Genomic DNA, 22,415 nt, shown 5'->3' with positions numbered 1-22,415 from the left:
TATGCTCGCAATCATCGGCGGCAGCGGCCTGACAACGCTGTCCAATCTTGACGTTTCGCATCGCGAAGTGGTTCGTACGCCTTACGGCGAAGCGTCTGGCGCCCTCGTTTTCGGGCAGATCTGCGGCCAGCCGGCGGTCTTCCTGCCGCGCCACGGCTACGGCCACACCATTCCGCCGCACATGGTCAATTACCGGGCCAACATGTGGGCACTGCACCACCACAAGGTTATTGGCGTCATTTCGGTGGCCTCGGTCGGCAGCATTCGCCCCGACCTGCAGCCGGGCGACATCGTCCTGCCCGACCAGATCATCGACTACACCTGGGGCCGAAAGTCGACGATGTTCGACGGCAACGGTACGCCGGTGACGCACGTCGACTTTACCGAGCCGTATGACGCCGAACTGCGCCGGCGCATTCTGGCGGCCGGCCAGCAACTGAGCATCGACATCAAGGTCGACGCGGTTTACGCCGCGACACAGGGGCCGCGCCTCGAAACCGCGGCGGAAATCAATCGCCTCGAGCGTGACGGGGCCGATGTGGTCGGTATGACCGGCATGCCGGAAGCCATCCTGGCGCGCGAACTGGGTTTGCCCTATGCCGCGATCAACGTCGTGGCCAACCACGCGGCCGGCCGTGGCAGCAGCGTCAACGGCATTCACTTCGAAAGCCTGGAGCACGTCCTGCACGGGGCGATGGGGCGGGTCAAGTCGGTCATCGAGAAACTGGTTGGCAGTCCCGATAGCTGCCAGCCGATGGGGATGTCGGTTTAGCTGCTCGCTATTTGCTGTTAGTAGTTAGTTCTAATCCTGACTGCTAACAACCAGCTACTAACCGATCTTCAGGCGCTCCATCAGCTCGGTTTCCAGGCGGATGCGTTTGCCGGTGTCGCGCAGGTCGCCGCCGCTGATCAGGAAAACGTCTTCGGCCCGTTCGCCGAGCGTCGTGATTTTGGCGGTATGCAGGTTGGCACCGTGTTCGGCCAGCGTGTTGGCAACGGTGTAGAGCAGGCCAGGCCGGTCGGCGGCGATCAGCGACAAGATGAAATTCGAGCCTTTTTCGTCACCGCGGATGTCGACCTCCGGCTTGATCGGGAAATGCTTGACCTGTCTTGACAGGCGACCCGCGGATGGCACGTCGATTGGCATCTGCTGTACCAGGCGCTGTTCCAGTTCGTGCTCGATGTAAGCGACCATTTCCCGGTCATTGTCGCGATTTTCGACATCCAGCACTACGAAGCTGTCGAGCGCGTAGCCGTGCGCCGTGGTGTGAATCTTGGCGTCGACGATGCTGTAACCGGCGCGGGCGAAGAAGCCGACGATACGGGCGAAAAGATCGGGCTGGTCCTGGGTGTAGACCATGACCTGCAGGCCGTCGCCTTCCTGGTAGGGGCGGGCACGGACGACCGGCTGGTTGTTGTAGATGCGGTAGTGCAGCGAGCGGGTGTGCCAGGCGATTTCTTCCGCCGAATGGCGCAGGAAATAGACGGTGTCGAGCTGTTTCCAGAGGCGTTCGTGGACGGTGTCGGAAAGGGCGAAGAAGCGCAGCAGGCGCATTGCTTCGGCCTGACGGTCGGCGATGACGCCGTGCGCGGCAGGCGCGTCACCCAGATTCAGATGGTGCAGGGTCAGATAGTAGAGGTCAGCCAGCAGCTTGCCTTTCCAGTGGTTCCACACTTTCGGGCTGGTACCGCGGATGTCGGCGTGGGTCAGTAGATAGAGCGCCTGCAGGTGGCGGATGTCGCCGACCAGTTTGACGAAATTGGCGATGACGTCGGGATCGCTGAGGTCTTCCTTCTGGGCGACCTGCGACATGACGAGGTGATTTCTGACCAGCCAGACGACCAATTCCGTGTCTTCCACGGTCAACCGGTGATTTTGGCAAAATTCCAAGGCATCGGCGGTGCCCAGCTCCGAGTGATCGCCGCCGCGACCCTTGGCAATATCGTGAAACAGGGCGGCAATATAGAGCAGCCACGGACGGTCCAGTTCGCTGACGATGCGTGAGCACAACGGATATTCGTGAGCAAACTCGCTCATCGTGAAGCGCCGGATGTTGCGCAGGACTTGCAGGATGTGCTGGTCGACGGTGTAGACGTGGAACAGGTCGTGCTGCATCTGACCGACGATGCGCCCGAAATTCGGTAGGTAGGCGCCGAGAATGTCGAGCTGGTTCATGCGCCGGAATTCATGAATGATGCCGCGGTCGCTTTGCAGTAACTTGAGGAACATCGCCCGGTTTTCCGGATCGGCCCGGAATTCCGGCGTGATCTGCTCGCGGGCCCGCCACAGGGCGCGCAGCGTGCGGGTGGTCATGCCGGACAGTTCGTGGGTTTCCTGCATAACCAGGAAGCTGTCGAAAATCGCCGCCGGGCTTTTTTCGAACAGGGCTTCGTCCCGGACGTCGAGCAGGTTGCCGACCATCTGGAAATTGTCGTCGAGCGGCTGCGGCGTCTGTTCGTTTTCCGGGGTCAGCGCCGATGCCATGTTTTGCAGCAGGATGGTATTGAGCAGGCTGACCGTTTTGGCGTTGCGGTAGTACACCTGCATGAGTTGCTCGGAGGCGCGTTTGGCTTCGTTCGAGACGAATCCGTACTTGGCGGCGAGGTTGCTCTGGTAGTCGAAGAGCAGGCGATCTTCACGCCGCCCGATCATCAAATGCAGGCGAATGCGCAGGTGGGACAGGTATTCCTGGCACTCCCGGGCCTGGGTCATGCCTTCGAGCGTGATGATGCCGTTCTTGTGCAATTCCTCCCAGGTTGACCCGTAGCCAGCCGCCTTGGCGATCCAGAAAATGACCTGAAAGTCGCGCAGGCCGCCAGGGGAGTCCTTGCAGTTGGGTTCCAGGCTATAGGGGGTCTCGTTGAAACGGAGGTGACGTTCCTGTTGCTCAATCTGCTTGGCTTCGCAGAAAACGAGGGGGTCGAGATGGCCGCGCAGGCGCTTCTGGAAGGTTGCGAAGAGCTTGGCGTTGCCGGTCAGCAGGCGAGCCTCAAGCAGGGCGGTCTGCACCGTGATGTCGTTTTCCGCTTCGTTCAGGCAGTCCTGGATGGTGCGGACACTGTGCCCGATCTCCAGACCGATGTCCCAGAAGGAGCCGATCAGCCTTTCCAGTTTTTCCTGCAGGGCGCCGTTCGCTTCCTTGGGCAGGAGGATCAGCAGGTCTATATCGGAAGCCGGATAAAGTTCGCCGCGACCGTAGCCGCCGACTGCGGCCAAGGCCAGAGTGGCGGGAAAATCGAACGAGGCCCAGAGTCTTTCGAGAACGCTGTCGACCTGCCGGCTACGTTCGGCGAGTAGCGCTTCGGCGTCGCCGGTCCGTTCGTAATTTTCCTGAAGGCGGATCTGTGCCGCCTTGACTTCAGCCCGCAGGGCGGCGACATCGCAGCCCATCAGTTGATCCAGTCAGGTTTGGCGCGGCCGCCGGCAGAAAGCGTCATGATTTCGTAGCCGGTCTCGGTGACCAGCACGGTGTGTTCCCACTGCGCCGAGAGGCTGCGGTCCTTGGTAACGATGGTCCAGCCGTCGGCCATTTCACGGATGGCGGCCTTGCCGGCGTTGATCATCGGCTCGACGGTGAAAATCATGCCCGGTTCGAGCTTCGGCCCGGTACCGCCCTTGCCGTAGTGCAAAACCTGTGGATCTTCATGAAATTTGGCACCGATACCATGGCCGCAAAACTCGCGGACGACCGAGCAGCCATTCTTTTCGGCATATTTCTGGATGATCGCGCCGATATCGCCGAGGTGGGCGCCCGGCTTGATAACCGAGATGCCCAGCCACATGCATTCGAAGGTGATTTCGCACAGGCGCTTGGCCTGGATCGAACCTTCGCCGACGATGAACATCCGGCTGGTGTCGCCGTGGTAGCCATCCTTGATCGTCGTGATGTCGAGATTGATGATGTCGCCGTTCTTCAGCACGCGCTCACCGGGAACACCATGGCAGACCTGCTGATTGACCGAGGTGCAGATCGATTTGGGGTAGGGGTTGTAGCCCGACGGCGCGTAGTTGAGCGGGGCGGGAATGCAGCCCTGCACATCGACCATGTAGTCGTGGCAGAGCTTGTCGAGTTCTTCCGTGGTGACGCCGACCTTGACGTAGGGCGCGATGTAGTCGAGGACTTCTCCGGCCAGACGCCCGGCAATTCTCATTTTTTCGATTTCGTCCGGGGTCTTGATGCTGATGCTCATGGCGGCTGTTCTGTGGTGCGTTGGTAAAGGACTAGGATAAATGATGGGGCGGGTTTCGCAAAGCCGGGAGCGGCCAAAGTGGCATACTCGCGCTCTTCGACTTGCGAATTTTTCGATGACAATTCTTCTGCTCGGCAAGGATGGCCAGGTTGGCTGGCAACTCCAACGTTCGCTGGCGCCGCACGGGCCGGTGGTGGCTTGTGGCCGGTCTCAATGCGATTTGGCCGATGCGGAGCAGATTCGTTCCGTTGTTCGTCAGCTGCGGCCCTCGGTCATCGTCAACGCAACGGCCTACACGGCTGTAGACAAGGCCGAGTCCGAACCCGAACTGGCGCACCGGATCAATGCCGAGGCTCCCGGTATTCTGGCCGAAGAGGCTGCCGCACTCGGCGCCTTGCTCGTCCATTACTCGACCGACTACGTCTACGACGGCAGCAAGACCACGTCTTATGTCGAAACCGATCCGACGGCGCCGCAGAGTGTTTACGGGCGGACCAAGCTGGCCGGTGAGGAAGCGATTCGCGCCGCCGGCGGCCGGTCGCTGATCTTTCGTACCAGTTGGGTGTTTGGCGCGCGCGGCGGCAATTTCGTCAAGACCATCCTGCGTCTGGCGCGGGAAAAGGACAGCCTCAATGTCGTCGATGACCAGATCGGTTCGCCGACCCCGGCGGCGCTGATCGCGACGGTGACCGGGGTGGTGCTGGCCATGGTTCGCCACGGTCAACCGGAAAAAATGGCCAAAAATGAAATCTACCATCTGGCCGCGGCACGACCGGTCAGCTGGTGCGAGTTTGCCCGAACCATCGTCGGGCTGGCCGGGCAGATGCCGGGCTTCGATCTGCGCCTGAAGCCGGAAGCAATTCGCGCCATCGCGACGGCACAGTATCCGACGCCGGCCCGGCGCCCGGCCAACTCGCGTCTCGACTGCACCCGCCTCGAAACCGACTTCGGCTTGCAGATGCCCGACTGGCAACCTTATCTGGAGCGCATGCTGCAGTTGCTGGCGCTCAAGCAGAATGGTTATTGATCTTCCGGAAAGCCTGTTCTGCTGCTATAATCCGCGGGTTTTTCTTAGCCGTTATGGCTGAAAAAACGGTGGTCTGCACGGTGCAGGCAACCAAAATCCACACATCCGCCGATTAAGGGTGTCTGCCAGAATTCAATAATGGTGGGCGTTTCAGGCGGGTGGAGGTACAACCCTTAAGGAGTTTTACAATGTCCGTTACCATGCGCGAAATGCTGGAAGCCGGTGTCCACTTCGGTCACCAAACCCGTTTCTGGTCCCCCAAGATGGCCCCGTATATCTTCGGCGCCCGCAACAAGATTCACATCGTCAACCTCGAAAAGACCCTGGCCAAGTACAACGAAGCCATGGCATTCGTGAAGAAGCTGTCGGCCAATCGCGGTTCCGTCATGTTTGTCGGCACCAAGCGTCAGGCTCGCGAAATCATCGGTGAAGAAGCGCAGCGCGCCAAATCCCCGTTCGTCGACCAGCGCTGGCTGGGTGGCATGCTGACCAACTTCAAGACCGTCAAGACGTCGATCAAGCGTCTGAAGGACATGGAAGTCGCCGTTGAAGCCGGCGAACTGGAAAAGATGCCGAAGAAGGAAGCGCTGACCTTCCGTCGCGAACTGGAAAAACTCCAGAAGTCCATCGGCGGCATCAAGGAAATGGCCGGCCTGCCGGACGCCATCTTCGTCATCGATGTCGGCTACCACAAGATCGCCATCACCGAAGCCGAAAAGCTCGGCATTCCGGTCATCGGCGTGGTCGATACCAACCACTCCCCGGACGGCGTTGCTTACGTCATCCCGGGTAACGACGACTCTTCCCGCGCCATTCAGCTCTACGCCCGCGGCGTGGCTGATGCCATCCTCGAAGGTCGCAATCAGGTCATGCAGGAAATCGTTAGCGCCGGTGGCGATGACGAGTTCGTCGAAGTGGTCGACGCTGCTGAATAAAGTTGTAACGGCGGAGCGCTAAGCTCCGCCTGTTTTAAAAGCTCAGGAGAAATAATATGGCGGCAATTACCGCAGGCATGGTGGCAGAACTGCGCGGCAAGACCGACGCACCCATGATGGAATGCAAGAAGGCCTTGACCGAAGCCGATGGTGACATGGCCAAGGCTGAAGAGATCCTTCGCGTCAAGCTCGGCAACAAGGCCTCCAAGGCCGCGACCCGCGTCGCCGCTGAAGGCATCGTCGCCGTCAGCATTTCGGCCGACGGCAAGCTCGGTGCAATCATCGAAGTTAATAGCGAAACCGACTTCGTTGCCAAGAACGACGAATTCATCGCGCTGGCCAATGGCTCAGCCAAGCTGGTTGCTGACAAGAACCCGGCCGACGTCGCTGCGCTGTCCGCGCTGCCGATGGGCGAGGGCACTGTCGATTCGACGCGTTCCGCTCTGGTCGGCAAAATCGGCGAGAACATGTCGATCCGCCGCTTCGCCCGTTTCGAAGCCAAGGGCAAGCTGGTTTCCTACATCCACGGTGGCGCCAAGGTTGGCGTCGTGATCGACGTGGTTGGCGGTGACGAACAACTGGCCAAGGATCTGGCGATGCATATCGCTGCCTCCAAGCCGAAGGCACTGGATGCATCGGGGGTTTCCCAGGAACTTCTGGACACTGAGCGTCGTATCGCCATCGAAAAGGCCCGCGCCGACAACAAGCCGGAAGCCATGCTGGAGAAGATTGCCGACGGTACCGTTCAGAAGTATCTGAAGGACGTTACCCTGCTGGCGCAAGTCTTCGTCAAGGCCGCTGATGGCAAGCAAACCATCGAGCAACTGCTGAAAGCCAAGGGCGCTTCCGTCGCCGGCTTCGCTCTGTTCGTGGTCGGCGAAGGTATCGAGAAGAAGGTTGACGACTTCGCTGCTGAAGTCGCTGCCCAGGCTGCTGCCGCTGCTGCCAAGAAGTAATTGAAAGGAACGCCGATGTCTGCATCCAAGTACAAGCGAATTCTCCTGAAACTCTCCGGCGAGGCCCTCATGGGCAATGACGCCTACGGCATCAACCCGCAGACCATCGCGGGTATCTGCGGAGAGATCAAGGCGGTCGCTGACATGGGCGTGGAAATCGGCGTCGTGATCGGCGGTGGCAACATCTTCCGCGGCATGGCCGGTACGGCCACCGGGATGGATCGCGCCACTGCGGATTACATGGGTATGCTGGCCACGGTGATGAATGCCATGGCGCTGTCCGATGCCTTCCGCCAGTGTGGCCTCAATGCCCGCGTGCAGTCGGCGCTGAATATCGAGCAGGTTGTCGAGCCGTATATCCGCGGCAAGGCCATCCGCTACCTTGAAGAAGGCAAGATCGTCATCTTTGGTGCCGGTACCGGCAACCCCTTCTTTACCACCGATACCGCTGCAGCATTGCGCGGCTCGGAAATCGGCGCTGAAATCGTCCTCAAGGCGACCAAGGTCGATGGTATTTACTCGGCCGATCCCAAGAAGGATCCGCTGGCGACCCGTTACGACAAGATCAGCTTCAACGAAGCGATCTCCAAGAATCTGGCAGTCATGGACGCGACTGCTTTCGCGTTATGTCGTGATCAAAAATTGCCGATCAACGTGTTTTCCATCTTCAAGACCGGCGCGCTGAAGCGCGTGGTCTGCGGCGAAGATGAAGGTACGCTGGTCTATTGCTGAGGGAGACTAATAAATGATTCCTGAACTCAAGAAAACTGCTGAAGCCAAGATGCAGAAGTCGCTGGAAGCACTGCGACTTGATCTCCAGAAAATTCGCACCGGCCGCGCCCATACCGGCTTGCTCGATCACGTCCAGGTCGATTACTACGGCTCCATGGTGCCGGTGAATCAGGTGGCCAACATTACGCTGGTCGACGCCCGGACCATCGGTGTTCAGCCTTGGGAAAAGGCCATGCTGCAAAAGGTCGAAAAGGCCATTCGCGATTGCGATCTCGGCCTGAATCCGGCTTCGCAGGGCGACCTCATTCGTGTGCCGATGCCGGCCCTGACTGAAGAGCGTCGCAAGGAAATGATCAAGATCGTCAAGACCGAAGGTGAGGGTGTCAAGGTGGCCATTCGCAATCTGCGTCGCGATGCGAATACCCATCTGAAGGATGCGCTGAAGAAGGGCGAAATTCCGGAAGATGACGAGCGCAAGGCTCAGGACGACGTTCAGAAGCTGACCGATCGCTATATCGTCGAAGTCGACAAGATGCTCGCCGCCAAAGAGGCCGAGCTCATGCAGGTTTAAGCCGGTTCCGTTCGGGTTCCCGGCTGCATGGCCCTCTTTTCAAGTTCAACACGACAGGTTCCGCCAGCGGCGGTCGTGCCCCGGCACGTCGCCGTCATCATGGATGGCAACGGCCGCTGGGCGAAGAAACGCTTCCTGCCGCGAGTCGCCGGTCATGTCAAAGGTGTCGAACTGGTTCGCGAAATGGTTCGCGCCTGCCTTGAGCGCGGCATCCAGTACCTGACCCTCTTTGCGTTTTCGTCCGAAAATTGGCGTCGACCGCAGGACGAGGTGTCGCTGCTCATGCAGCTCTTCGTCAAGGCACTGGAGCAGGAAGTCGACAAGCTGGACCGCAATGGTGTTCGCCTGCGCATCATCGGCGACTTGTCGCGTTTCGAGCCCCGTCTGCAGGAACTGATTCGCCAGGCCGAGGCGAGGACTGCCGGCAATACCCGTCTCGACCTGACCATCGCCGCCAACTACGGCGGGCGCTGGGACATCATGCAGGCGACCAATCAAATGCTGGCCACCCAGCCCGAAAAGCGCGACGGCTGGCAGGAGAGTGATCTCGAACCGCATTTGTCGATGAGTTTTGCGCCGGAACCCGATTTGTTCATTCGCACCGGCGGCGAGGAGCGGATCAGTAATTTCCTGCTCTGGCAACTGGCCTATACCGAACTCTATTTCACACCTATTCTCTGGCCTGATTTCGACACGGCGGAGTTTGACAAGGCGATCACGTCGTTTCAACAGCGCGAACGTCGCTTTGGCCGAACCAGCGAACAACTGGTGGAAAAACCGAATGCTTAAAACACGCGTTATCACGGCGCTGGTCCTGATGGCGTTGCTGTTGCCCAGTCTGTTTTATTCATCGCAGGCCGGCTGGGCCTTGCTGGTCGCCGGCTTCATTGGCATCGCAGCTTGGGAATGGGGGGCGCTACTCGGCTGGCCGAGTAGCCGCCGCATCATCCTTGGCGTCACGACAACCCTGCTTTGCGCGCTACTCTCGGCGGTTGTTCCGGATGCAATCGGTGCCGGCGAACTTTCTGCACCTTCACAGCCCTGGGTGCTGATTGCTTATGCAGTGGCTGCAGCTTTCTGGTGTTTGGTGATACCACTTTGGCTGAAAAACAAGTGGCCGCTTGGCGGTTTTTCCGGCCTTCTGGTCGGGGCCGTGGTCCTGTTGCCGACCTGGTTGGCCATGGTTCAGTTGCGGATGCTTGGCGCCGGTGCGCTGCTTGGTATTTTTGCCGTCGTCTGGATGGCTGATATCGCCGCCTATTTTTCCGGAAAAGCTTTCGGCAAGCACAAGCTGGCGCCGACGATCAGCCCGGGCAAGACCTGGGAGGGCGCCATAGGCGCCGGCGTTGGCGTGGTTATTTACGGCTTGGTTGTTCGCCAGTTGTTTGGATTGGAGTTCATGTCCTTGCCGCTGTGGATCGCTGCGCTGGTTGGTGTGACGGCTGTCAGCATCGTTGGCGACCTCTACGAGTCACTACTCAAGCGTAAGGCCGGCATCAAGGACAGCAGCAACATTCTTCCCGGCCATGGTGGCGTGCTTGATCGCATTGACAGCCTGACCTCGACACTGCCCGTCGTCGCCCTTGTCTGGCTCTTGTTCGCAGCCCGGTGAGCGCGACCTTGCAGAACATCACCGTACTCGGTTCGACCGGCTCGATTGGCGTCAGCACGCTGGATGTGGTCCGGTGTCATCCTGATCGCTATCGGGCTTTTGCGCTTTGCGCGCATAGTCAGCTTGAAAAGCTATTCGAGCAGTGCATCGAGTTTCGTCCGCGTTTTGCCGTGTTGCGCGATGTCGCGCTGGCGGCCCAGCTCGCTGAGCGTTGCCGTGCCGCCGGCCTCGATACGGAAATCCGTCACGGCGTCGAATCGCTCGTTGAATTGTCGTCCTTGCCGGAAGTCGATGCCGTGATGGCAGCTATCGTCGGTGCCGCCGGCCTGGAGCCAACGCTCGCCGCCGCACGCGCTGGCAAAAAGGTCATGCTGGCTAACAAGGAAGTGCTGGTCATGGCCGGCGAGTTGTTCATGCACGCGGTGCGTGAGCATGGTGCGTCGCTGCTCCCTGTCGATAGCGAACACAATGCGATTTTTCAGTCACTGCCTGGTGATTTTGCGCGGGGGCTGACGCAATGCGGCGTCCAGAAAATCCTGCTGACTGCTTCCGGCGGCCCGTTCCGCAACACGCCCTTAGCCGATCTGGCGAACGTGACCCCGGATCAGGCCTGCGCCCATCCAAACTGGGTGATGGGGCGCAAGATTTCTGTCGATTCGGCGACCATGATGAACAAGGGGCTGGAGGTCATCGAAGCGCGCTGGCTGTTTGATGCGCCGCCGGAAATGATTCAGGTCGTTGTCCATCCGCAAAGCGTGATTCATTCCGCCGTCCAGTATGTTGACGGTTCTGTCCTGGCGCAAATGGGCAACCCTGACATGCGGACGCCCATTGCTTACGCCATGGCTTGGCCCGAGCGCATTGCCGCCGGGGTCGAGCCGCTGGACCTGTTCAAGATTGCCCGTCTGGATTTTGTGGCGCCCGATTTCGAACGATTCCGTTGTCTGCAACTGGCCTATGACGTACTCCGCGAAGGCGGCACAGCACCTGCCATTCTGAACGCCGCCAACGAAGTCGCAGTCGCGGCTTTCCTCGATGGAGCTTTGCCATTTCTAGGTATTGCGCGGCTCGACGAAGCGGTTCTGCAAGTTTTGCCGGCAGGCCCGGAAGGCAGTCTGGCCGATGTGCTGGCGGCCGACGCCGAGGCGCGTCAGTTAGCGCACAAATTGGTTCGGGAACGTCGTTTCGCGTGAATAACATCCCGTTTTACCTCGCTGCCTTTTTAGTAGTCCTCGGCGTCCTGATTGTCGTACATGAATTTGGGCACTATCTGGCAGCAAGGCTATGTGGTGTCAAAGTGCTGCGTTTTTCCGTTGGCTTCGGGCGCATGCTGTGGAAAAAACAGCTGGGGAAAGATCAGACCGAATGGGCGATCAGTATTTTCCCGCTGGGTGGCTACGTAAAAATGCTCGACGAGCGTGAAGGCAAGGTTGCGGAAGAAGAGGTTCATCGCGCCTTCAATCGCCAAGGGGTTGGCAAGCGCAGCATCATCGTCGCAGCCGGGCCGCTGGCCAATTTTGCGCTGGCAATCCTGATCTATTGGGCTGTATTCATGCATGGCAGCGAGGAATTGCTGCCTGTGCTTGGTACTCCACCTGTTGGTACGCCTGCAGCGATGGCTGTCATCGGGAACGGCGAGCAGGTCAGGACAGTTGATGGTCAGCCGGTGGCAACCTGGAACGACCTGCGCTGGATGCTCTTGCAAAAAGCGGTTGATCACGAAAGTGTAGCGCTTGAAGTGATCAACGAGCGCGAAGAAATAGCTGTCCGTCATCTCTATTTGGCTGCTGCTGGTGAGCAGGGGTGGGAAGGTGATGCGCTGGAGCGTCTGGGTATTCGCTTCTATCGGCCGGATCTGCCGGCGGTGATCGGTAAAGTCGTCGCCAATGGTGTCGCCGACCGGGTTGGCTTGTTACCTGGCGACCGGATACTGTCGATTGCCGGAAAGGATGTTGCCTCCTGGTACGAACTGGTCGCAATCATTCGCGACTCGGCGACAAAATCCATCCATCTCGAAGTGGAGCGTCAGGGCCAGATTGTTGCGGTCGACTTGGTTCCCGAGGCAGTTTCGGAGCGTGGACAGACGGTTGGGAAGATTGGCGTAGCGGTCGCCGACGGCCCGAAACCTCATCGTGAAGTGAGAACCTTCATCAGTTACGGCGTCTTTGAGGCCGCAGGCAAGGCGCTTGAAGAAACATGGGACAAGTCAATATTCAGCCTGGTCATGATGGGCAAGATGCTGACCGGTGAGGTTTCATGGAGAAACCTCTCGGGGCCGGTGACCATTGCCGACTATGCTGGCCAATCGGCGCGTCTTGGGCTTGATTATTACCTCAAGTTTATGGCGCTGGTCAGTATCAGCCTGGGGGTGTTGAATCTGCTACCCATACCGGTGCTGGATGGTGGCCATTTGTTGTATCATGCGATCGAAGTCGTCATGCGTAGGCCGCTTTCGGAGCGTGCCATGGAAATTGGGCAGCAAGTAGGCATGTCCATTCTGTTCGCCTTGATGGCTTTCGCCTTTTTTAATGACTTGACTCGCCTGTTTAACGGCTGAACGATGAAAAAATCCCTGTTGTCCATCCTGATTGCTGGCATCTTTTCGACACCCGCGCTGGCTTTCGAACCTTTTGCGGTCAAGGACATTCGGGTCGAAGGTATTCAGCGCACCGAAGCCGGTACGGTCTTTGGCTATCTGCCGGTCAAGGTTGGCGAAACTTTGACTGACGAAAAGGCAGCTCAGTCGATCAAGGCGCTATTCGCCACCGGCTTCTTCAAGGATGTGCGGATCGAGGTCGAGAAGGACGTCATGGTCGTTGTCGTCCAGGAGCGGCCAGCCATTGCGACCATCAATTTTGTTGGCCTCAAGGAATTCGACAAGGACGTCATCGTCAAGGCGCTCAAGGAGACGGGAATTGCCGACGGGCGCATCTTCGACCGAGCCTTGCTGGAAAAGGCCGAGCAAGAACTCAAACGCCAGTATCTGACGCGGGGCAAGTATGCCGCCAATATCACGACGACCGTGACGCCGCTCGAGCGGAATCGTGTCGGCATTAATTTCAAGATCGAAGAAGGTGTGGCCGCCAAGATCAAGCAGATCAATCTGGTTGGTGCCAAGGCCTTCTCCGAAAAAGAGTTGCTCAGTCAGTTCGAACTGACGACGCCCGGTTTGTTAACCTGGTATACCAAGAACGATCAGTATTCCCGGCAGAAATTGTCGGCTGATTTGGAAAAGCTGAAGTCCTTCTACATGAATCAGGGTTACTTGGAATTTGCCGTCGAGTCGACGCAGGTTTCGATTTCTCCGGACAAGCAGGATGTCTACATCACCGCCAATATTGTCGAAGGGGAGCGTTTCCAGGTGTCATCGGTCAAAATGGCCGGTGATTTCTCGATTCCCGAAGATGAGTTGAAAAAGCTGGTCACCATCAAGCCGGGTGACGTGTTTTCCCGTGAAAAGCTGAACGACACGACCAAGGCTATCAGCGACCGTCTTGGCAAGGAAGGCTATGCCTTTGCCAACGTCAATGCGGCACCGGAAATTGACAAGGAGAAGCGCAAGGTTGCCTTCACCATTTTCGTCGATCCGGGCAAGCGGGTTTATGTGCGCCGGGTCAACGTGACGGGTAACACCAAGACGCGCGACGAGGTCATTCGCCGTGAAATGCGCCAGATGGAAGGCGGCTGGTACGACGCAGACAAAGTGACAGGCTCCAAGCAGCGGCTTGACCGCTTGGGCTTCTTTGGTGACGTCGCTATCGAGACGCCAGCGGTGCCTGGTACTGCGGATCAGTTGGACGTGAACGTCAATGTGACCGAGAAGCCGACCGGAAACCTGATGCTCGGTCTTGGTACCTCCAGTACGGACAAGATCATCCTGTCCGGTTCGATCGCACAAAACAACTTCATGGGTAGTGGCAACAACGTTGCCATCCAGGTGAACTCTGCCAAGACCTACCGGACCTATGTATTTTCCTACACCAATCCGTATTTCACGCAGGATGGTGTTAGCCAGGGGTTCGATCTCTATCAGCGAACAGTTAACACGACGACTACGGCGATTGCTGCCTACAGCTCGTCGTCTTATGGCGGTGGCCTTCGGTTCGGCTTTCCGATCGGCGAGAAGGAATCGCTGGGCTTTGGCCTTGGCGTCGATTCGACGACGATCGCGACCTATGACACCAGTCCGGTTTATTACAAGGATTATGTAACCAAATTTGGCGCGACCAATCTTTCCATTCCGCTTACCCTGAGTTGGTCCAGCGATGGCAAGGATAGCTACTTCTTCCCAACGCGCGGGACTTTCCAAAAAGCATCGCTTGAAGTTGCGCTGCCAGGTGGCGATCTGACCTATTACCGCGCCAGCTACCAGTTGCAGCATTTTGTCCCGCTCTCTTCAAGGTTTACTTTGATGTTGAATGGCGAAGTGGGTTATGCCGAGGGATACGGCGATTCCGGCCTGCCCTTCTTCAAGAATTTCTATGCGGGCGGTATTGGGTCAGTTCGTGGCTACAAGGCTTCAAGTCTTGGCCCGATTACCCGGGATGTCAGCACCGGCACTGATTACCGTATCGGCGGAAATCGCCGTGTAATTGGCAATGCCGAGTTGCTGTGGGGTATCCCCGGCATGGAAAAAAGCTTCCGGATGGGATGGTTCTTTGATGCCGGCCAGGTTTATGGGAATGATTCCGCTCAGTCTTCCAGTGGTCTTCGTTACTCAACGGGGTTGTCGGCTTCGTGGATTTCTCCGATTGGTCCGCTAAAATTCAGCTTCGGTCGGCCGCTTAACAAGCAAGAAACCGATAAGTCCGAATCGTTCCAGTTCCAGATGGGCACCACGTTCTAATTCAGGAGTGTCAAGTTGAAAATCAAGTCTGTAGTTCTCGCATCCTTAATGTCTGCATTGTTCGTCACCGGTGCGGTCGCTTCCGAGTTGAAGGTCGGTTACGTCAACACGCAGCGCATTTTCCGTGACGCGCCGGCTGCCCAGAAGGCTGCCAAGAAGCTGGAAGGTGAATTTGCCAAGCGCGATCAGGATCTTCAGCGCATGGCCAAGCAGTTGCAGGGCCTGCAGGAAAATCTGGAAAAGAATTCTGTGACCATGGCGGAAAGTGAACGCCGGACGAAGGAAAAGGAATTCGGCGAGATTTCGCGCGAGTTCCAGCGTCGCCAGCGTGAGTTCCGCGAGGACCTGAATCTGCGCCAGAACGAAGAAAATGCGGCGGTTATCGAGAAGGCCAACAAGGCCATCAAGCAGATTGCCGAGAACGAGAAGTATGACCTCATTTTGCAGGATGTCGTTTGGGTCAGCCCCCGTCTCGATATCACGGAACGCGTGATCAAGGCTCTGTCGGAAGGCAAGTAATATGGCTGGTTTGGGTGAGACTTCTTATACTCTTGCCGACATCGCCGCCCAATTGGGCGGCGATGTGCTTGGAGACCCGCAAACGCGCGTTTCACGTGTAGCGCCGCTGGTCTCTGCCGCTGAAGGCGAGATTACTTTTCTGGCCAATCCGAAATTCCGGAGCCAGCTAGCGACCTGCAAGGCATCCGCAGTTATTTTGCGCCAGGATGCTGCTGACGAGTTTTCCGGGGCGCGCATTGTCACTGGCAATCCGTATGCTTACTACGCTCGGGTTACCGCTCTGCTCAATCCACAGTCTGTCGGCTTCAACGGTGTTCACGCGAGTGCCGTGCTTGAGTCTGCGGTTCCCGCTAGTGTAGCCATCGGCCCGAACGTGGTTATCGGGCACGGGGTGACTTTGGGCGAAAACGTGGCTATTCATGCCGGCTGCGTGATTGGCGATAGTGTCTGCATCGGCGATGGGTCGGTGCTTTATCCCAACGTTGTTGTTTATTACGGATGTCGCATCGGGCATGGGTGCATATTGCATTCCGGCGCGGTGATCGGCGCCGATGGATTTGGCTTTGCACCGGATGGGCAGTCCTGGGTAAAAATTCCGCAGATCGGCGGGGTGGTGATTGGTAACGATGTCGAAATCGGGGCCAATACGACGGTTGACCGTGGTGCTCTGGAAGACACGGTGGTTGGTGATGGTTGCAAGATCGACAATCTGGTTCATGTCGGACACAACTGCCGGATCGGCGCTAACAGCGTGCTGGCTGGATGTACTGGCGTTGCCGGTAGTACCGTTTTTGGTGAGCACTGCATTGTCGGCGGTGCCGGCATGATTTCCGGGCACCTCAATATCGTTGGCGATACGACGATTTCCGGCGGCTCGACTGTCATGAAGAGCATTATGAAGCCCGGTATTTACACGAGCGTTCAGCCGCTCGATACGCATGAGGATTGGTTGCGTAATGCATCGCATATTCGTCGGCTTGCCAAGCTCGCAGACCGTGTGGCTGAACTTGAGAAAAAACTTAAATAAAATTATACAAGGGGTTGATTAAATGGATATTCAAGCAATCATGGAGCACCTGCCGCACCGCTACCCGTTCCTGCTGGTCGACCGCGTTGTCGAGATTGAATTGGGCAAGTCCATCCATGCCTACAAGAATGTAACGATCAACGAGCCATTTTTCATGGGCCATTTTCCCCATCATCCGGTGATGCCAGGGGTGCTGATCATGGAAGCGCTGGCGCAGGCGGCAGGCATTTTGTCGTTCAAGTCGATGTCCGAAAAGCCCTCGGCCGATACGGTTTTCTACTTTGCCGGCATTGACGAGGCTCGCTTCAAGAAGCCGGTGTTGCCTGGGGACCAGTTGCATCTGCACGTCGAGATCGAGCGCCACATGCGCGGGGTATGGAAGTTCAAGGGCGAGGCGCGCGTTGATGGCCAATTGGCAGCAGAAGCACGCCTGATGTGCGCCCAGCGGAAGCTCTAAAATGATCCATTCGACTGCTATTGTCGATCCGGGCGCCAAGATCGGCGCCAATGTCGAGATCGGTCCGTATTCGATTATCGGTCCGGATGTCGAGATCGGTGACAACACTGTCATCGGTCCGCATACCGTGATTCGTGGTCATACCCGCATCGGTCGTGACAACCGTATTTTCCAGTTCTGTTCGCTCGGCGAAGTGCCGCAGGACAAGAAGTACGCTGGTGAGCCAACTCGTCTCGAGATCGGCGACCGCAACGTCATCCGCGAATTCTGCACCTTCAATCTGGGTACCGTTCAGGATGCCGGGGTCACCAGACTGGGTGACGACAACTGGATTATGGCCTACGTGCATATTGCGCACGATTGCCAGGTTGGCAACAAGGTCACTTTCGCCAACAACGCGTCGCTTGCTGGCCATGTGGTGGTCGATGACTGGGCAATTCTTGGCGGTTTCACCGGGGTCCATCAATTCTGCCGTATTGGTGCGCATGTGATGACGGCCGTCAGTACGGTGATCCTGCAGGATGTGCCGCCTTATCTGATGGCGGCCGGGAACACGGCGACACCTTACGGTATCAACGTCGAAGGCCTGAAACGTCGCGGCTTCTCGGCGGATTCGATCACCTCGCTCAAGCGTGCCTACCGTACGCTCTACAAGTCCGGGCTGTTGCTCGAAGAGGCCAAGAGCAAGCTGATCGAGGATGCCAGGACGCAACCGGATCTGCAGCGTCTTGTGGACTTCCTGGAAGTTTCCAAGCGAGGCATCATTCGCTGATATGGGCCGCGCCGTACGTATTGCAATGGTGGCAGGGGAGCCTTCCGGGGATCTCCTGGCCAGCCACCTCATTGCCGCCCTGAAAGAGCGTTTGCCGGATGCCGTTTTTTTTGGCATCGGTGGGCCGCGCATGGAATCGCAAGGTTTCGAAGCCTGGTGGCCGATGGAGAAGTTGTCGGTCATGGGTTACGTCGATGCCCTGAAAAACTACCGGGAGATTTCCGGTATTCGCCGCCAGCTGAAAAAGCGCCTGCTCGATATCAAGCCCGATATCTTCATTGGTATCGATGCGCCGGATTTCAATCTTGGGCTGGAAACCAGCCTCAAGTCGGCTGGCGTCAAGACCATCCATTACGTCAGCCCGTCGATCTGGGCTTGGCGAGGTGGGCGTATCAAGAAAATTGCCCGTGCTGTCAATCGTGTGCTGGCGCTGTTCCCAATGGAACCGCCGCTCTACGAAAAAGAGCATATTCCGGTGACCTATGTCGGGCATCCGCTGGCTGACATCATTCCGCTGCAGACCAGCAAGCAGGCGGTGCGCGAAAAGCTGGAGTTGCCGCGCGATTACCCGATTTTCGGCATGTTGCCGGGGAGCCGTCAGGGCGAATTGGCGATGATGGCCGATACCTTCGTGCAGACTGCCCAATTGATAGTCGAGCGTTTGCCCAACGCGATTTTTGTCGTGCCGCTGGCGACCCGTGAGACACGCCTCCAGTTTGAAGCGGCGATTTATCGCCAGCAGGCCGGTGAGGTGCCTTTCAGGCTGCTTTTTGGCCACGCCCAGGATGCGCTGGGGGCCGCCGATGTATCGCTGGTTGCCAGTGGTACGGCGACGCTTGAGGCGGCGCTGATCAAGCGGCCGATGGTCATTACCTACAAGATCGCCAAATTTTCCTACTGGCTTATGAAGCGCATGGCCTATCAGCCGTACGTCGGGCTGCCCAACGTGCTGGCCGGGCGTTATGTCGTGCCGGAAATCCTGCAGGACGAAGCGACACCGGAAAATTTGGCTGAGGCGCTGCTCAAGCTATATGAGGACAAGGAAAATGCCGCGGCGGTTGAAGAGGCATTTACCGACATTCATTTGCAGCTACGTCAGAACACGGCGGAAAAGGCCGCCAACGCGGTCATTGAATGCCTGAACTGATCGTTCCGGAAGGCCTCGTCTGCGGTATCGACGAGGCCGGGCGTGGTCCACTGGCCGGTACAGTCGTCGCGGCGGCCGTCATTCTCGATCCTCTGCGGCCAATTCCCGGTCTCAACGACTCGAAAAAACTCAGTGAAAAGAAGCGCGATGCGCTGGCTGTGCTGATCCGCGAACGGGCCGTGGCCTGGGCCGTGGCATCGGCTTCGGTTGAAGAGATCGACCGCCTGAATATCCTGCACGCCACGATGCTGGCCATGCAGCGCGCCGTCGCCGGACTGGCCGTCCTGCCGACTGGCGCCATGGTTGACGGCAATCGTTGCCCGGAGCTCAATATTCCCTGCGAGGCGGTGGTCAAGGGCGATGGCAAGATCGCTTCGATTGCCGCCGCGTCAATTCTTGCCAAGACCGTGCGCGATGCCGAAATGCTGACCCTGCACGCGCAATATCCGATGTACGGTTTTGACCGGCACATGGGCTATCCGACGGCGGCGCACTTTCAGGCGCTTGAAGAGCATGGCGCCTCGCCGGTGCATCGCCGAAGTTTTGGCCCGGTGGCGAAGCAGCTTTCCCTGCTATGAAGCTGATCCAGTCGCGCGACAACCCGTTTTTCAAGTTGCTCAAGCGGCTGGCCGAGTCCGGGCGCGAGCGCCGAAAAACCGGGCAAACGCTGCTTGATGGTGTGCATCTGGTCGAGGCTTACGAGGCCGCATTTGGGCCGGTGGACACCTTGATCGTTGCCGAATCGGCGCCGGCTGGCGGCGAAGTGGCCGGGTTTGTCGAAGGCCGGGAAACGGTCGTTCTGGCCGATAGCCTGATGCGTGACCTCGGCCTGGTTGATACGCCGAGCGGTTTGCTGGCGCTGATCAAGACGCCGCATGCAAATGCCACGGTCAACCGGAAAAAAGACGCAATTTTGATAGACGGGGTGCAGGATCCCGGCAATGTCGGTACGTTGCTGCGCACGGCGGCGGCGGCTGGCATCAAGCAGGCATTGCTGTCGCCGGGCTGCGCTTCGCCCTGGTCACCCAAGGTTCTGCGCGCCGGGCAGGGTGCGCACTTCGCGCTGGCTATCCATGAAGAGTGCGATCTGGCTGGTTTCATGGCCAGCTACGAAGGCACTACGGCGGTCACCTGTCTGGACGATGCCACTTCGCTTTATGGCGCCAAACTGGATGGGCCGATAGCCTGGGTGTTTGGGGCCGAAGGGCAGGGTGTCCACCCTGAACTGATAGCAGCCGCCGGGCTACGCATCAAGATACCGATGCCGGGTGCCGTCGAGTCGCTGAATGTAGCTGCTGCTGCGGCAGTTTGCCTGTTCGAGATGGTTCGGCGCCGGCTGGGCTAAGACTCCCGGATAACTGTTCTGATGGGCCTGCTCAGTAACAACAAGTAGTCAGGAACAGTGTTTTGCCATTGAATACTGGAAAATAGACGATTACCGAATCGGAATAGATTATGTCCATATTGCACCGAACGGATTCAGTTACGGCACTCTTCCCTCGCTATGTCAGTCATTTTCGATGTATCGGGGCTGACTGCGAAGATACCTGCTGCAGTGGCTGGGATATTTCCATCGATCAAAAAACATTTGAGGCCTATACCGACCCCAAAAAATACTACCCGCCAGCACTCAAAAAGTTGTTTGGAAAAAACATCCGGATTCAAACTCAATCTCCCACCAAAGAAAAATACGCAAGTGCCATAAATGATCCGTGCACGAACAACTGTCCTTTTCTGCAAGAGAATTTGTGCGCCATTCACCGCGATATTGGTGAAGATAAACTTTCCAATACTTGCTTCAATTTCCCTCGATTTACGCGCAAGTTTTTAGGGAATATCGAGCAGACCCTGACGCTTTCATGTCCGGAAGCAGCCCGTCTGGCTTTGCTTCAAGCCGACGCCTTTGATTTTGTCGAGGGAGAATTATCGGTCCGCCCCGAGGCACTAAGCGTGATCGATGAAAAATGGGGAATGTCTGTTGATGAAATGAATGAAATCCGCATTTTCTGTTTTCAGTTGATGCGTACGGAGGGCCTTGAAATCTGGGAGAGATTGGTGGTTCTCGGGGCCTTCTGTCGCGAACTGGACCGTGTGCTTAAAGGTGAGAGCCCTCCTGGAATAACAAATCTGCTGGAAAACTTCCTGTTTGTTATCGAGAGCGGAGAAGCGGTCAAAATGCTCTCCAAGGTTCAGCCCGACTATGGTTTTCAGGCAAAACTGTTCCACACCATCTGGAATACAAGAAAAGCCCAACCCAGGTCGCCGTCACGCCAAGTGATGCAGGATTCGATTGCCAAGGCATTGGGTGCGGATCAGAAAACGGGTTTGCTTGATCCAGAAATTTTGGTTGAAACCTACCGCAAGGGTTTGAAAAACCTGCCGAGTGCTCTCGCAGAAACCCCGTATCTTCTCGAGCATTATGTCCTGAATGAAATGTTCAGGGATTGTTTCCCATTTGGTGCTCAGTCGGCATATCAAAATTACCTGGGAATTGTTTTCCGTTTTGGGATTTTGCGGTTTATGCTTTCTGCAATAAGTGTTGATTCCCATTCTTTGCCAAACAAGGATGCCTTGTTAAAAACGGTCGTTGTTTTTTGCAGGATTTATCAGTATGACAGCCTGGCCGATCTTTTTAACCTGGCCTTGAAAGAAGTCGGCTGGGATCGATTGGAAGACGCATATGGTCTATTGCCATCTTGAAAAACTGGACTGATTGGTTTTATTTTTGGCCTGAATAGCAAAAAAATGGCACATCAATTGATGCGCCATTTTTACTGTTGCCGATTGTTTAGTCGGTCAGCGCAGCTTCAGCTCCTGCAGGATGGTCGTCGAGATTTCCTCAATCGACTTGGTCGACGAGTCCAGCCAGCGGATTCCTTCGCGACGCATCATCTTTTCGGCTTCGGCAATTTCGTAGCGACAATTGGCCAGCGAGGCGTATTTGCTGCCGGCGCGGCGTTCTTCGCGGATTTGGGTGAGGCGTTCGGGCTGAATGGTCAGGCCGAACAGCTTGGAGCGATGCTTTTCGAGCGTGCTGGGCAGGCAGCCGCGGTCGAAATCTTCGGGAATCAGGGGAAAGTTGGCAGCCTTGAGGCCGAATTGCATAGCCAGATAAAGCGAGGTCGGCGTCTTGCCGCAGCGTGATACGGCAACGAGAATGACATCGGCCTCGGCCAGATCGCGGTCGGTGATTCCGTCATCGTGAGCCAGCGTGTAGTTGATCGCCTCGATGCGGTGTTTGTACTCGGAGCTTTCGGCCGAGCCATGCGAGCGGCCGACGGTATGGTTCGACTTCTTGCCGAGTTCAGCTTCCAGCGGGGCCAGGAAGGACTCGAAGTAGGACAGGCAGAAGGCGTCGGATTGATGGACGAGGCTGGCCAATTCGGGATTGATCAGTGTCGTGAAAACGATCGGGCGCATGCCGTCCGATTCGCCTTGGGCGTTGATTCGCGCAACCGCCTCCTGGGCTTTCTCAACGGTTTTGAGAAAGGGGATGCGGATCTGCTTGAACTCGATATCCTCGAACTGGGTCATCAGGCTGTGGCCGAGGGCTTCGACTGTCAGGCCGGTACCGTCCGAGACAAAAAAGACTGTGCGTTTGATTGGGGTAGGCATGCGCTGAT

The 22,415-nt window shown here is 57.5% G+C and carries 22 protein-coding genes; 19 read left to right on the top strand and 3 right to left on the bottom strand.

Features of this window, described 5'->3' with window-relative positions:
- Window position 1 precedes the first annotated feature (1 nt).
- Entirely contained in the window at window positions 2-772 is a 771-nt protein-coding gene (locus KI613_RS12125) for an S-methyl-5'-thioinosine phosphorylase (protein WP_226399793.1), read from the top strand.
- A gap of 57 nt (window positions 773-829) precedes the next feature.
- Here the strand turns inward: KI613_RS12125 and KI613_RS12120 are convergent, their stop codons facing one another.
- Window positions 830-3,391 carry a [protein-PII] uridylyltransferase gene (locus tag KI613_RS12120; protein ID WP_226399789.1) on the bottom strand — a complete coding sequence of 854 codons (2,562 nt, stop codon included), beginning with the start codon at window positions 3,389-3,391 and terminating at the stop codon, window positions 830-832.
- Entirely contained in the window at window positions 3,391-4,191 is an 801-nt protein-coding gene (gene map / locus KI613_RS12115; RefSeq protein WP_226399787.1) for a type I methionyl aminopeptidase, read from the bottom strand. Before map ends, KI613_RS12120 begins: the two co-directional genes overlap by 1 nt.
- A 115-nt stretch (window positions 4,192-4,306) precedes the next feature.
- Between map and rfbD the strand changes: the two genes are divergently transcribed.
- From rfbD to fliB, 18 genes are all read left to right on the top strand, one after another.
- A complete protein-coding gene (gene rfbD, locus KI613_RS12110) occupies window positions 4,307-5,218 on the top strand; it encodes a dTDP-4-dehydrorhamnose reductase (protein ID WP_226399785.1) in 912 nt (303 codons plus the stop codon).
- Window positions 5,219-5,406: 188 nt separating this feature from the next.
- Complete coding sequence (gene rpsB / locus KI613_RS12105; protein WP_226399783.1) at window positions 5,407-6,153, top strand: 30S ribosomal protein S2; 747 nt, start codon at window positions 5,407-5,409, stop codon at window positions 6,151-6,153.
- Between the two features lie 56 nt (window positions 6,154-6,209).
- Entirely contained in the window at window positions 6,210-7,109 is a 900-nt protein-coding gene (gene tsf, locus KI613_RS12100) for a translation elongation factor Ts (protein WP_226399781.1), read from the top strand.
- Between the two features lie 15 nt (window positions 7,110-7,124).
- On the top strand, window positions 7,125-7,841 hold the full coding sequence (gene pyrH, locus KI613_RS12095; RefSeq protein WP_226399779.1) for a UMP kinase: 717 nt from the start codon (window positions 7,125-7,127) through the stop codon (window positions 7,839-7,841).
- 13 nt (window positions 7,842-7,854) lie between these two features.
- On the top strand, window positions 7,855-8,412 hold the full coding sequence (gene frr, locus KI613_RS12090) for a ribosome recycling factor (RefSeq protein WP_226399777.1): 558 nt from the start codon (window positions 7,855-7,857) through the stop codon (window positions 8,410-8,412).
- A gap of 27 nt (window positions 8,413-8,439) precedes the next feature.
- A complete protein-coding gene (gene uppS / locus KI613_RS12085) occupies window positions 8,440-9,201 on the top strand; it encodes a polyprenyl diphosphate synthase (RefSeq protein ID WP_226399775.1) in 762 nt (253 codons plus the stop codon).
- Complete coding sequence (locus tag KI613_RS12080; protein ID WP_226399773.1) at window positions 9,194-10,024, top strand: phosphatidate cytidylyltransferase; 831 nt, start codon at window positions 9,194-9,196, stop codon at window positions 10,022-10,024. Before uppS ends, KI613_RS12080 begins: the two co-directional genes overlap by 8 nt.
- Window positions 10,021-11,217 (top strand): 1-deoxy-D-xylulose-5-phosphate reductoisomerase, encoded by a 1,197-nt coding sequence (gene ispC / locus KI613_RS12075; protein WP_226399771.1) that lies wholly within the window; start codon window positions 10,021-10,023, stop codon window positions 11,215-11,217. The genes KI613_RS12080 and ispC overlap by 4 nt, the downstream gene beginning before the upstream one ends.
- The gene (gene rseP / locus KI613_RS12070; protein WP_226399769.1) at window positions 11,214-12,581 is read left to right on the top strand and encodes an RIP metalloprotease RseP; all 1,368 of its coding nucleotides are present in this window, start codon (window positions 11,214-11,216) and stop codon (window positions 12,579-12,581) included. Before ispC ends, rseP begins: the two co-directional genes overlap by 4 nt.
- 3 nt (window positions 12,582-12,584) lie before the next feature.
- Entirely contained in the window at window positions 12,585-14,870 is a 2,286-nt protein-coding gene (gene bamA, locus KI613_RS12065; RefSeq protein WP_226399767.1) for an outer membrane protein assembly factor BamA, read from the top strand.
- Window positions 14,871-14,918: 48 nt separating this feature from the next.
- Window positions 14,919-15,389 (top strand): OmpH family outer membrane protein, encoded by a 471-nt coding sequence (locus KI613_RS12060; protein ID WP_226399765.1) that lies wholly within the window; start codon window positions 14,919-14,921, stop codon window positions 15,387-15,389.
- 1 nt (window position 15,390) lies between these two features.
- On the top strand, window positions 15,391-16,416 hold the full coding sequence (gene lpxD / locus KI613_RS12055; RefSeq protein WP_226399763.1) for a UDP-3-O-(3-hydroxymyristoyl)glucosamine N-acyltransferase: 1,026 nt from the start codon (window positions 15,391-15,393) through the stop codon (window positions 16,414-16,416).
- 22 nt (window positions 16,417-16,438) lie between these two features.
- The gene (gene fabZ / locus KI613_RS12050) at window positions 16,439-16,873 is read left to right on the top strand and encodes a 3-hydroxyacyl-ACP dehydratase FabZ (RefSeq protein ID WP_226399761.1); all 435 of its coding nucleotides are present in this window, start codon (window positions 16,439-16,441) and stop codon (window positions 16,871-16,873) included.
- 1 nt (window position 16,874) lies between these two features.
- Window positions 16,875-17,645: an acyl-ACP--UDP-N-acetylglucosamine O-acyltransferase gene (gene lpxA / locus KI613_RS12045; RefSeq protein ID WP_226399758.1), complete on the top strand. Its 771-nt coding sequence runs from the start codon at window positions 16,875-16,877 to the stop codon at window positions 17,643-17,645.
- Window position 17,646: 1 nt separating this feature from the next.
- Window positions 17,647-18,792, top strand: a complete 1,146-nt coding sequence (lpxB, locus tag KI613_RS12040) for a lipid-A-disaccharide synthase (RefSeq protein ID WP_226399756.1) — start codon at window positions 17,647-17,649, stop codon at window positions 18,790-18,792.
- Window positions 18,780-19,370: a ribonuclease HII gene (gene rnhB, locus KI613_RS12035; protein WP_226399750.1), complete on the top strand. Its 591-nt coding sequence runs from the start codon at window positions 18,780-18,782 to the stop codon at window positions 19,368-19,370. Before lpxB ends, rnhB begins: the two co-directional genes overlap by 13 nt.
- On the top strand, window positions 19,367-20,137 hold the full coding sequence (locus KI613_RS12030; protein ID WP_226399749.1) for a TrmH family RNA methyltransferase: 771 nt from the start codon (window positions 19,367-19,369) through the stop codon (window positions 20,135-20,137). The genes rnhB and KI613_RS12030 overlap by 4 nt, the downstream gene beginning before the upstream one ends.
- A gap of 110 nt (window positions 20,138-20,247) precedes the next feature.
- Complete coding sequence (gene fliB, locus KI613_RS12025) at window positions 20,248-21,492, top strand: flagellin lysine-N-methylase (protein WP_226399748.1); 1,245 nt, start codon at window positions 20,248-20,250, stop codon at window positions 21,490-21,492.
- 96 nt (window positions 21,493-21,588) lie between these two features.
- Here the strand turns inward: fliB and ppsR are convergent, their stop codons facing one another.
- Complete coding sequence (gene ppsR / locus KI613_RS12020) at window positions 21,589-22,407, bottom strand: posphoenolpyruvate synthetase regulatory kinase/phosphorylase PpsR (protein ID WP_226399747.1); 819 nt, start codon at window positions 22,405-22,407, stop codon at window positions 21,589-21,591.
- Window positions 22,408-22,415: the final 8 nt, after the last annotated feature.

The sequence above is a fragment of the Ferribacterium limneticum genome, from assembly GCF_020510585.1.
In the GTDB taxonomy this organism is placed as follows: domain Bacteria; phylum Pseudomonadota; class Gammaproteobacteria; order Burkholderiales; family Rhodocyclaceae; genus Azonexus.
Note: the sequence above shows the minus strand (reverse complement) of the source record. Positions and strands in the feature narration are given on the sequence as shown.